The following is a 10856-nucleotide window of genomic DNA, read 5'->3' as shown; positions in this document are numbered from 1 at the left end:
ACGCGGCCGCGTCGACCGGCGCCGGGAGGTCGCCCGGCTCGCCGTGGACGTCGACCGCCAGCCCGGCGTCGCGGGCGTGGTCCAGCAGCTCACCGGCCTGGACGAGGCTCGGCGCGGGCGCCTTGTCCTCGCCGGAACGCAGCACGGCCAGGGTCGCCCGCAGGTCCTTGAGCGCGGACGCGCTGGCCGCCTTGATGTTCAGCAGCGCCTCCTTCGCCTGCTCGGGCCGCCGGTCGGCGACGTGCGCGGCGACGCCGGCCTGGACGTTGATCATGGCGAGGCTGTGCGCGACGACGTCGTGGACCTCGCGGGCGATGCGCAGCCGCTCCTGCTCGGCGAGCCGGTGGCGGTGCTCGTCGGCCTGCTCGCGGCGGGCGGCGAGCGCGTCGAGCTGGTACCGCACGGCGGTGCCGACGCCGATCACCGCGACCAGCCAGACCACGAGGAACCCGGCGCCGAACTCCAGCGCGAACGACCCCGAGGTCACGATGTGGACCAGGTAGAGCACGGCCAGCGCGGCGGACCCGGTGATCCCCGCGGTCAGCGGCCCGCGCTGCCGGGTGAGCAGGAAGAGCGCGACGGTCGGGACGAGGATGACCGGCCCGCCGGGCAGCCCGGAGGCGTAGTAGCCGAACGCCGACGCCGTCGTGAGCAGGAAGATCGTCAGCGGGAAGCGGTGGACGAGCAGCAGCGTCAGCCCGGTGGCGGCGAGCCACGCGGCCGCGTGCGGGGTCATCGGCGGCGAGCCGGGCTGCCAGCGCGAGGCACCGCTCGTCGCACCCAGCACGAACCCGGTGACGACGACGGTGCGCACCACGCGCCCCACCCACGGCGGCCATCTCATGCCGCGAAAACTACCGGTCGCGGACCCGGGCCGCGTCCGTCTCGGAGCGGCTCCCCGCGTACGCCGTACGCCGTAGTCAGAACACGAGCGGCAGCTTCGCCGCGGTCTCCTCGTCGGCCGGGGTGTAGGTCGACATGGTGATCTCCGAGCGGCGGCCGTAGTAGAGGTAGGTGAAGTTGAACCGCAGCAGCCCGACCTCGGGGTGCAGGTAGCGCTTGGTGCGGATCGGCTCCGAGTTGACGTCGTGGTGCGGCCACAGCTCGGCGAACAGCGGCGACTCCGCCTTGAGCCGCTTGACCAGCTGCTTCCACGCCGGCTCGGCGACGTGGTCGGCCATCGCCGCGCGGAAGGACGCGATCACGCGCGGGATGTTCGTCTCCCAGTCCAGCATCCGCTCGCGCCACTCGGGGTTGAGCAGGCACTGGACCAGGGTGTTGCGGTCGGCGAACGGGATCGCGTCGACGTCGCCCATCAGCCAGGTGTAGCCGCGGTTGTAGGCGAGCAGGTCGCAGCGCGCGTTGCGGACGGCGACCGGGTACGGCTCCAGCTTCTGCAGCATCAGCTCCATCGACGGCGTGATGACCTGGCAGTCCTTCTCGCCTTCGGGCTCGGGCGCGCCGGCCAGGCGGAAGAGGTGGGTGTGCTCGTGCGGGTCGAGCCGCAGCGTGCGGGCGATCGCCTGGAGCACCTGCTCGGACGCGTTGATGTCGCGGCCCTGCTCCAGCCACGTGTACCAGGTGACCCCGACCCCGGCGAGCTGCGCGACCTCTTCGCGGCGCAGCCCCGGCGTGCGGCGGCGGCCCAGGATCGGGAGCCCGACCTGCTCGGGCGTGATCCGCTCGCGCCGGCTGCGCAGGAACCTCGCGAGTTCCTGGCGGCGCAGTTCGGATTCGACGGCGGTGGTCATGGTGCCAGGATGGCACGCCCGCGAACCTGGTACCAGGTAGTGGCAGTACCAGGATGAACAACAACTGGTACCAGTTTAAATCCGGGTCGATCGTAGTACCCATGACCACGACTGAACTCGCGCCGAACTCGGCCGGAGCCCAATTTCGGCCTGGGTTGACCCCCGCCGGCCTGGTCACGGTGCTGCTGGGGGCGGCGCTGCCGATCATCGACTTCTTCATCGTCAACGTCGCGCTGCCGACGATCAACGCCGACCTGCACGCCTCGACCGCGACCCTGGAACTGGTGGTCGCCGCCTACGGCATCGCGTACGCGGTGCTGCTGGTGGTCGGGGGCCGCCTCGGCGACTCGTTCGGCAGGCGGCGGCTGTTCTTCTGGGGCCTCTGGCTGTTCACGCTGACGTCGCTGGCCTGCGGACTGGCGCCGACGGCGGGCACGCTGGTGATCGCCCGCGCCGCGCAGGGGGCGGCGTCGGCGTTGCTGCTGCCGCAGGTGCTCTCGATCATCCAGGCGACGACGTCCGGCGAAGAGCGCTCGCGCGCGCTGGGGCTGTTCGGCGCGACCGGCGGCCTCTCGACGGTCGTCGGCCAGCTCCTCGGCGGCGGCCTGGTGGCCGCGGACCTGTTCGGCAGCGGCTGGCGGCCGATCTTCCTGGTGAACGTGCCCATCGGCCTGGTGGTGCTGGTACTGGCCCGCCGCCTGCCGGAGAGCCGCGCGCACAACCCGCTGGGCGTCGACCGGCTCGGCACGCTGCTGCTGGCCGTGACGCTGCTGTCGTTGCTGGTCCCGCTGATGGAAGGCCGGGCGCTGGGCTGGCCGGCGTGGACGATCGCGCTGCTCGCCGTCTTCCCGTTCGCGGCCGCGGCGCTGGTCCACGTCGAACGGCGCCTGGAGCGGACCGGCGGCACGCCGCTGCTGCCGCCGTCGGTGCTGCGGCTGCCGAGCGTCCGGCGCGGGCTGATGGTGGCGATCCCGTTCTTCGCCGCGTTCGGGTCGTTCATGTTCGTCTACGCGATGACGCTGCAGGAAGGCCTGCACTTCGGGCCGCTCGGCGCCGGTGTCGCGCTGACGCCGCTGGCCGTCGCGTACTTCACGGTGTCGATGCTGAGCAGCCGGCTGGTGGCCCGCTACGGCCAGCGGGTCGTCCCGGTCGGCGGCGCGATCACGGCGCTCGGGATGGTCGCGCTGCTGTGCACGACGCTGGCGCAGTGGCCGCACCTGACCGTGCTCGACCTGGCGCCGTCGATGGTGGCGATCGGCGTCGGGAACGCCCTCGCGATGACGACGCTGTTCCGGATCGTCCTGTCGCACGTGCCGACCGACCTGGCCGGCGTGGGCAGCGGCGTGATGACCACGAACCAGCAGACGTCGCTGGCGCTGGGCGTCGCGACGCTGGGGAGCCTGTACGCGGCACTCGCCGGCTCGCTGGGCAGCCGGGACGCGTTCGCGCTGGTCATCGGCGTGGTGGCACTGCTGGCGGCGATCGTCGCGGTCACCGGGCGGCGGCTGCCCGACCCGCGGGTCTAGAAATCCCGGATTCACCCGTCGGAAAAGCCGTCCCCCGGACGACTATGGAGGTGTGACGGAACCTCGGGTACGACCGGACCCGGCCTTCGCGCTGCTCGGCCTCTACGAGACCGCGCTGCCGGAGGTCTACGGGTACCTGCTGTCCCGCTGCGGCGACCGCACGCTCGCCGAGGAACTGACGTCCGAGACGTTCCTCGGCGCGGTCGCCGCCTGTCGCAAGGAGTACGCACCTCCAGTGAGCACCGGGTGGCTGATCGGCGTCGCCCGGCACAAGCTCGCCGACCACTGGCGGCGCAAAGAACGCGAGGAACGCGGCTTGCGGCTCGTGCACGACAGCGAGCCGGACGTCGAAGACCCGTGGGACGAGCAGCTCGACGCCCTGCGCGCGAGACAGGTGCTCGACTCGCTCGGCCCGCACCACCGGGCCGCCCTGACCCTCCGGTACGTCGACGGCCTCGGGGTCCCCGAGGTCGCCGGCCACCTGGGCCGCGGCGTGCACGCCACCGAGGCGTTGCTCGTGCGGGCCCGCGCCGCGTTCCGGCGTGCCTACGAAGAGAAGGAGGGTCGCGATGCCTGAGCCGTTCGACGCGCTCCGCCGTCCCTCCGCACGGGTCGAACCCGACCCGGACTTCGCCGCCGAGCTGCGCGACAACCTGCGCCGCTCGATCCTGAACGGAGCCGACATGACGACCACTTCGGAAGCACCGGCCACCACGGCCGAACTGCGCTCGCTGACCCCGTACCTCGCGGTGTCCGACGCCCGAGCCGCCCTCGACTTCTACGTCGAGGTGTTCGGCGCCGTCCGCCGCGGCGACCCGATCCTGATGGACGACGGCCGCATCGGCCACGCCGAGCTGGCCATCGGCGACGCGGTGCTGATGCTCGCCGAGGAGCACCCCGAGATCGGCCACATCGCCCCGCGCGAGGGTGGCGCGTCGGTGCGGGTGGAGGTGCCGGACCCGGACGTGTCGGTGGCCCGGGCGTTGGAGCGCGGGGCGACACTGATCCGCGCGGTGAGCGATTCGCCGTACGGCCGGGGTGGCTCGTTCCGGGACCCGTTCGGGCAGCGCTGGCTGGTTTCGCAAGCTGCGGTCTCCGCTTCCGCCTCGGCCTCGCCGAAGCCGGGGCAGGCCATGTATTTCACGTTCCAGGTCCCGGAAGCCGAGCCCGCGAAGTCGTTCTACGGGGCGGTCCTGGGCTGGCAGTTCACGCCGGGTTCGGTGTCGGACGCCTGGGGGTTCTCGGGACCGGGCCTCGAAGGCGGGTTGTGGGCCGGGGACCGGCAGGTCGGGTGGAAGCTGATGTACGCGGTGGACGACCTGGGTGCTGCGTTGACGCGGGTGCGCGAGCAGGGCGGCCGGGCTGGTGAGGTGGAGAACCACCCGTACGGGACGACGGCGGACTGCGTCGACAACCAGGGCATCGAGTTCTGGCTGTGGGAAAAGCCCGGGAAGTGAGCAATCCCATCCGCCGGGCCGTGCGTTCGGGCGCAGACTCGGAGGCATGGCCGGGCAATGGGTGCCGCGTGACCACGACGAGCTGACCGCCGGATGGCGGCTGTGGCTCGAACTCGGGTCGGGCGCTTGGCCCCGGCCGGACTGGGACGGCAGCCCCGACGAAGCCGTGCGCGGCCTGTGCGAGCTGCTCGACGCCTGCGACCGGATTCTCACCGACTACCTGGCCTCGGGTGGCTCGACCGACGCGGAGGTCCCCGGGCTGATCCGGTCGATGCACCTGGCCGCGAGCTGGATCCGCGAGCTGTGGTCCGGCGACACCACACCACTCGACGACGAGCGGATGGCGTTGCTGCACGGTGACCTCGCCGGGTTCGCCGACCACGCCGTCGGCGTGCGCACGCTGCTCGCCGAGGGTGGCGGCTGGACCTCGTTGCGGCTTTGACATGGCCGGGCAATGGGTGCCGCGTGACCACGACGAGCTGACCGCCGGATGGCGGCTGTGGCTCGAACTCGGGTCGAGCGCCTGTCTGGCTCACTTACCCAGCCCCCGCCCTCTCCGGGGGCCGGCCCCTTGTCCAGCGTATCGGGAGTGGGGGCCTCAAAAGGGTGACGCCGCAAATCTGTGGATAGCCGGAGCGCATGTGGACAACTCGGCCGTGCGAGCGGATGGCGCTGCTACACAACGATTTCGCCGGGTTCGCCGGCCACGCCGAGGGCGTGCGCACCCTGCTCGCCGAGGGCGGCGGGTGGACCTCGCTCGCGCTCTAACGTCCCGCGGCGTAGCCCTGCATGCCGCGGGCGTTGGCTGCCGCTCGCAACAAGCCGCCGGTTCGGGAGACCGCCGAGAGGCGGCCCAGGGCCCAGTCGCCCGCGTCCACCACTTGGTGGCCGCGGGCGCGCAGGCCGTCCAAAGTGGACTTGCCGAGGCGGGACTCGACCACCAGCTCGCGCGGGTTCCAGGAGCGTGGGTAGAACGAACTCGGGAACGCCGTCGTGTGCCAGGCCGGCGAATCGATCGACTCCTGGAGGTTCAGGCCGCCGTAGACGTGGGCGAGCCAGAAGCACAGCTGCCACTGGTCCTGCTGGTCGCCGCCCGGGGTGCCGAACGCCAGGGTGGGGACGCCGTCGCGCAACGCCAGCGACGGCGACAGCGTGATCCGCGGCCTCTTGCGCGGCGCGAGGGAGTTCGGGAGGCCTTGCTCCAGCCAGAACATCTGGCCGCGCGAATCGAGGCAGAAGCCCAGCGACGGGATCGTCGGGCTGGACTGCAGCCAGCCGCCGGACGGGGTCAGGGAGACCAGGTTGCCCGCCGCGTCGACGACGTCCAGGTGGACCGTGTCGCCGCGGGTCTGGCCCTGAGGGCCGACCGTCGGCTCGCCGGTCGCGCCGCCTTCGGCCTGGACTCCTTGAAGCGAGTCCAGGATCGCCGGGAGCCGCGCCGGGCCGCGGGCCTCGCCCGGGCGGAGAGAATCAGACGCCGTGTCGGTGATCAACGCCCGCCGTGAGTCCGTGTACGACGGCGAGAGCAGCACGTCCAGGGGCACGTCGGTGTCGCCGTACCAGGCCTCGCGGTCGGCGAAGGCCAGCTTCGCCGCTTCGGTCGCCAGGTGCACCGTGCGCTCCGAGGCGACGCCGTCCACAAAGGACAGTTCGTCGCGGAAGCCGTGCAGCAGCAACGCTTGCTGGAGCAGTGCCGGGCCCTGCGTCCAGCCGCCCATCTTGACCAGGCGCCGGTCGCCGACGTCGACGAACGCCGGGTCCTCGTAGGTCGCCGACCACGACGCCAGGTCGTCGCCGGTCAGCAGGCCCGCGTGGTCGCGGCCGGAGTCGTCGCGGAACGCGGTCCGGCTGAACGCATCGATCGCTTCGGCGACGAAACCCTGTGACCAGGCACGGCGTCCAGCGTCGATCTGCGCTTCGCGGCCCGAGACGGCTTCGGCCTCCCGCAGCAACCGTTCCCAGGTGTCGGCCAGGGCCGGGTTCTTGTGCAGCCCCGACGCCGGCTTGCCGTCCGACAGCCACAGCGCGGCCGACGTCGGCCAGTGCTCGGTGAACAAGCCCGAGACGGCGCTGATCGTGTCCGAGACCCGCGACACCAGCGGGACACCGTTGCGGGCGTACCCGATCGCGTACGACAGCACCGTGCGAAGCGACTTCGTGCCGTAGTCGCGAAGGAGCAGCAGCCAGCCGTCCCACGCGCCCGGGACGGTCGCCGGGAGCAGGCCGCTGCCGGGGATCAGGTCCAGCCCCAGCGACGCGAAGTGCTCGGGCGTGGCCCCCGCGGGCGACGGGCCTTGGCCGGCCAGCGCCCGCGGGGTCGGGTCGTCCGCTGTCACGAAGAGACCGGGCACCTGGCCCGCCGGGCCGCACAGGTGCGGCTCGGCGACCTGCAGGACGAACCCGGCGGCGACCGCCGCGTCGAACGCGTTGCCGCCGTCTTCCAGCACCGCCATCCCGGTGGCCGAGGCCAGCCAGTGCGTCGATGCCACCATCCCGAAGGTGCCGGCCAGCTCCGGCCGCGTCGTGAACATGCCCCCGATAGTACGCAACGCTAACGAATTACCAAGCCGTCGGACGTCGGCGCTCCGGCTCGTACGGCTGCGTGATGATCTCCATCCCGTTGCCGCCGGGATCGAGGAAGTACACGCCACGCCCGCCGTGGTTGTGGTTGATTTCGCCGGGCTGCTTCCCCATCGGATCGGCGTGGTAGCTCACGCCGCTTTCGACCAGCCGCGCGAACACGGCGTCGAAGTCGTCTTCGGGGATCAAGAAGCAGTAGTGCTGCAGGCGAAGGTCCTCTTCGGGGACGGTCGCGAAGTCCAAGCGAACCCCGTTGCGGGTCTCGACCGGGACGAACGGGCCCCATTCCTGCCCCACTTCGAGGCCGAGCAGGTTCGCCAGGAATTCGGCGGATTCCCGGTTGTTCCGGGACGGGACGATCAGATGGTTCAACTCAACGGAAACTGACACGGTTGAAATGCCTCCACGGGCACTCCCGCCACCTCCATGCCTCACCCAGCCGGTGACCGACACGCGATGCCGTGCTGATCACCTTAGCCAAGAAGGTCGCGCCGGGCACCGTATTTCACGACACCTTGACCCGCGCCGCCGCTCGTGGCCGCCCGACGCCCTGCCAGGCCAGCCCGGCTTCGACGAGCACCCGCGGGTCGAGCAGGTTGCGCGTGTCGACGACGTCGATGCCGTCCATGAGTTCGGCCATCGCGGCCCAGTCGAGGTGCTTGAACTCGGCCCACTCGGTCAGCACCACGACGACGTCCGCGTCCTTCGCGACCTGGTAGGCGTCGTCGACGACGGTCATCCCGTCGAGCCCGCCGTCGATCGCCGGGTCGTAGGCGGTCAGCTCGGCGCCGAGCGCGCCCAGCACCGACGCCACGGCGAGCGCGGGCGAGTCGCGCAGGTCGTTGGTGCCCGCCTTGAACGCCAGGCCGAGCACGCCGATGCGGGCGCCGGCCAGCGTGCCGCCGACCGCGCCGGCGATCTTCGCGACGATCCGGTCGCGCTGGGCGATGTTCTCGTCGATGGCCGAGGTGAGCATCTTGAAGTCGTAGTTCACCGATTCGGCCACCTTGACCAGCGCGCTGGTGTCCTTCGGCAGGCACGAGCCGCCCCAGCCCGGGCCCGGCTTGAGGAACGTCCGGCCGATCCGCCGGTCATAGCCCATGCCCTCGGTGACCAGGGTGATGTCCGCGCCGAGGCGTTCGCACAGCTCGGCGATCGAGTTGACGTAGGACAGCTTCAGCGCGAGGTAGCAGTTCGCGGCGTACTTCACGAGCTCCGCGCTCGCCGCGTCGGAAACGACGACCGGCGCGTCCAGCTCGGCGTACAGCTCGCCGACCCAGCGCGCGGCGGCGAGGTCGGCCGACCCGACGACGATCCGGTCCGGGCCGAGGAAGTCGGCGACCGCGGTGCCTTCGCGGAGGAACTCGGGGTTGGACACCACCGGCACGTCGGGCCGGCCGAGCATCGCCTGGATCCGCTCCGACGTGCCGACCGGCACGGTCGACTTGGTGACCAGCGCGCACCCGGCGGGCAGGACGTCGCCGATCTCGGTGGTCACCGCCTCGACCGCGCGCAGGTCCGCGGAGCCGCCGGCGCCCATCGGCGTCGGCACGCAGAGGAACACCGCCTGCGCGTCGCGGACCGCGTCCCGCGCGCCGACGACGAACTGGAGGCGCCCGGCGGCGATGCCGCGGGTCACCAGGTCGGCGAGCCCGGGTTCGAGGATGTCGACGCGGCCCGCGCTCAGCCGGGACACCTTCGCGCGATCGACGTCCACGCACGTGACGGAATGCCCCAGACTGGCCAGGCAGGCCCCCGTGGTCAAGCCGACGTAACCGGTACCTACCACCACGATCCGAGCTGGCGTCATGGTGCTGAAGGTGACAGCCGGAGTTGACCACGACGCTAACGGAAACAGACGCTCCCGGGAGCGGTGAGCGAAGACACGAACCGCGGATGCGAACGAGCGTTAACCTGAGACCCCGAACCGGAGCAGCGAAGGGAACGGCACAGATGCAGATCACGGACACCGCGGCGCTCGTCACGGGCGGCGCGTCGGGCCTCGGCGGAGCCACGGCGAAGGCGCTCGCCGCCAAGGGCGCGAAGGTGTTCGCGCTCGACCTGGCGCAGTCGATCGAGAAGGCCGAGCAGGTCGACGGCATCACCTACGTCGAGGCCGATGTCACCGACGTCGAGCAGGTCGAGGCGGCCGTCGCGACGGCGTCGGGGTCCGGCGTACCGCTGCGGACCGTGGTGAACTGCGCCGGCATCGGGCCGTCCGCGCGGATCCTGTCCAAGAAGGGCCGCCACGACCTCGCGCTGTACGCGAAGGTCATCCAGATCAACCTGATCGGCACGTTCAACGTGCTGACCGTCGCGTCCGAGGCGATCGCGAAGACCGAGCCGCTCGCGGACGACGCCCGCGGCGTCATCATCAACACCGCGTCGATCGCCGCGTTCGACGGTCAGATCGGGCAGGTCGCCTACTCGTCGTCCAAGGGCGGCGTCGTCGGCATGACCCTCCCCGCGGCCCGCGACTTGGCCTCGCACGGCATCCGCGTGCTGACCATCGCGCCGGGCATCGTCGACACCCCGATGCTGGCCACGGTCAGCGAGGAGTTCCGCGCGACGCTCGCCGCCGGCATCCCGTTCCCGAAGCGCCTCGCGCGGCCGGACGAGTACGCCCAGCTCGCGCTCTCGCTGATCGACCACGACTACCTGAACGGCGAGGTCGTCCGCATGGACGGCTCCCTGCGCATGGCCCCGCGCTGACCCCGGAGGGCGGCACTTTCCCTACGAAAGTGCCGCCCTGGGGCCCTGAGGCCGAGCTTTCCCTAGGAAAGATGCGTTTTTCTCAGCGCGTGAGACGGACTTCCAGGCCGATCCCAGATTGCGAGACGGAGCAGGCGCCGAACGCGCTTTGCGCGGCCAGCTCCTCGAACTGCGCCGGGGTGAACGCGCGGCGGCGCAGCCAGCCCAGCGTCTGCCGGACGGTGAAACCGCTGACCGCGCCGACGTTCATCGACTCGACCTCGCGGCCGATGTCCGCGGAAGTGGCCTCGTGGTTGAGGTCGTGGATCACCGCGAACCCGCCCGGGCGCAGTACCCGGTGCATCTCGTCCAGCGCCGCCACCGGCTGCCGGAAGTTCTTGAACGCGGCCTGGCAGACGACGAAGTCGAACGACTCCGCGGCGAAGGGCGCGTGCGTGATGTCGCCCTGGCGGAAGTCGATCTCCAGGCCGGCGCCGGTTTCCCGGGCGATCTCGACCATCGTGTGGCTGATGTCCAGCCCGGTGACGCGGAAGCCGCGCTTCGCCAGCTCGACGGCGAAGAAGCCGGGCCCGGGCGCCACCTCCAGGATCTCGGCGCCCTCCGGCAGCCCGGACGTGACCTCCGCGGCCTGCTTGCGGTACTGCGCGAGCTGGGCCGCCGTGCCTCGGTTCTTCGCGTACCACCGGGCCTGCAGGCCCTCCATCTCGGGCACCCGGTGCTTGCGGGTCGTCTCCATGACTCTCTCCTCTTCGGTTGAGCCGAACCGAAGAGCCGCCCGGTTATCCTTTTCGTGCCACCTCGGGGCCGGGCGTGCTCGGTTCGGGGTCGAG

11 protein-coding genes are annotated in these 10856 nt (G+C 71.4%); 5 read left to right on the top strand and 6 right to left on the bottom strand.

Going from position 1 to position 10856, the window contains the following annotated elements:
* Nucleotides 1–844: sensor histidine kinase (locus G3I65_RS46670; RefSeq protein WP_166641448.1), on the bottom strand; the 844-nt coding region annotated here is incomplete at its 3' end.
* A gap of 76 nt (nt 845–920) precedes the next feature.
* A complete protein-coding gene (locus tag G3I65_RS46665; protein ID WP_160701798.1) occupies nt 921–1751 on the bottom strand; it encodes a helix-turn-helix transcriptional regulator in 831 nt (276 codons plus the stop codon).
* Nucleotides 1752–1852: 101 nt separating this feature from the next.
* Here G3I65_RS46665 and G3I65_RS46660 point away from each other — a divergent pair, with 101 nt between their 5' ends.
* From G3I65_RS46660 to G3I65_RS46645, 4 genes are read left to right on the top strand one after another with little or no spacing between them, the layout of a single operon-like run.
* Nucleotides 1853–3277 carry an MFS transporter gene (locus tag G3I65_RS46660; RefSeq protein WP_160701797.1) on the top strand — a complete coding sequence of 475 codons (1425 nt, stop codon included), beginning with the start codon at nt 1853–1855 and terminating at the stop codon, nt 3275–3277.
* Nucleotides 3278–3329: 52 nt separating this feature from the next.
* Complete coding sequence (locus G3I65_RS46655; RefSeq protein ID WP_160701796.1) at nt 3330–3854, top strand: RNA polymerase sigma factor; 525 nt, start codon at nt 3330–3332, stop codon at nt 3852–3854.
* Nucleotides 3847–4734, top strand: coding sequence for a VOC family protein (locus G3I65_RS46650; protein WP_160701795.1), 888 nt, complete (start codon nt 3847–3849; stop codon nt 4732–4734). The genes G3I65_RS46655 and G3I65_RS46650 overlap by 8 nt, the downstream gene beginning before the upstream one ends.
* Nucleotides 4735–4780: 46 nt before the next feature.
* A complete protein-coding gene (locus tag G3I65_RS46645) occupies nt 4781–5176 on the top strand; it encodes a hypothetical protein (RefSeq protein ID WP_160701794.1) in 396 nt (131 codons plus the stop codon).
* 322 nt (nt 5177–5498) lie between these two features.
* On the opposite strand, the gene G3I65_RS46635 is transcribed toward G3I65_RS46645, so the two are convergent.
* The 3 genes from G3I65_RS46635 to G3I65_RS46625 form a co-directional block, all read right to left on the bottom strand.
* Nucleotides 5499–7265, bottom strand: a complete 1767-nt coding sequence (locus G3I65_RS46635; RefSeq protein WP_160701793.1) for a gamma-glutamyltransferase family protein — start codon at nt 7263–7265, stop codon at nt 5499–5501.
* 28 nt (nt 7266–7293) lie between these two features.
* Nucleotides 7294–7686 (bottom strand): VOC family protein, encoded by a 393-nt coding sequence (locus G3I65_RS46630; protein ID WP_166641447.1) that lies wholly within the window; start codon nt 7684–7686, stop codon nt 7294–7296.
* Between the two features lie 133 nt (nt 7687–7819).
* Nucleotides 7820–9124: a UDP-glucose/GDP-mannose dehydrogenase family protein gene (locus tag G3I65_RS46625; RefSeq protein WP_160701791.1), complete on the bottom strand. Its 1305-nt coding sequence runs from the start codon at nt 9122–9124 to the stop codon at nt 7820–7822.
* A gap of 143 nt (nt 9125–9267) precedes the next feature.
* On the opposite strand from G3I65_RS46625, the gene G3I65_RS46620 reads away from it, so the two are divergent.
* Nucleotides 9268–10026 carry an SDR family NAD(P)-dependent oxidoreductase gene (locus G3I65_RS46620; protein WP_160701790.1) on the top strand — a complete coding sequence of 253 codons (759 nt, stop codon included), beginning with the start codon at nt 9268–9270 and terminating at the stop codon, nt 10024–10026.
* 82 nt (nt 10027–10108) lie between these two features.
* On the opposite strand, the gene G3I65_RS46615 is transcribed toward G3I65_RS46620, so the two are convergent.
* Entirely contained in the window at nt 10109–10762 is a 654-nt protein-coding gene (locus G3I65_RS46615) for a class I SAM-dependent methyltransferase (protein ID WP_160701789.1), read from the bottom strand.
* Between the last annotated feature and the right edge of the window lie 94 nt (nt 10763–10856).

The organism is Amycolatopsis sp. SID8362 (assembly GCF_010550475.1).
In the GTDB taxonomy this organism is placed as follows: Bacteria; Actinomycetota; Actinomycetes; order Mycobacteriales; family Pseudonocardiaceae; genus Amycolatopsis; species Amycolatopsis eburnea.
The sequence above is the reverse complement of the archived record's forward strand: the minus strand, read 5'-3'. Positions and strand labels throughout refer to the sequence as shown.